Below are 255 nucleotides of genomic sequence, written 5' to 3'. Positions count from 1 at the left end.
CTGTCATCTTAACGTTATCACCAGGCATTACCATTTCTACGCCTTCTGGTAACTGTACGTCACCTGTTACGTCAGTTGTACGGAAGTAGAACTGTGGACGGTAACCTTTGAAGAAAGGAGTATGACGGCCACCTTCATCTTTAGAAAGTACGTATACTTCTGAAGTGAATGTAGTGTGTGGGTTGATTGAACCAGGCTTAGCTAGTACTTGACCACGTTCAACGTCTTCACGCTTAGTACCACGTAGAAGTGCAC

The 255-nt window shown here is 44.7% G+C and carries 1 pseudogene; it reads right to left on the bottom strand.

Annotated features, from left to right (window positions below):
* Positions 1 to 255 (bottom strand): annotated as a pseudogene (locus PSH48_RS21130) (elongation factor Tu); the annotation flags it as partial.

The organism is Pseudoalteromonas sp. Angola-4 (genome assembly GCF_028599265.1).
Taxonomy (GTDB): domain Bacteria; phylum Pseudomonadota; class Gammaproteobacteria; order Enterobacterales; family Alteromonadaceae; genus Pseudoalteromonas; species Pseudoalteromonas atlantica.
Note: the sequence above shows the minus strand (reverse complement) of the source record. Positions and strands in the feature narration are given on the sequence as shown.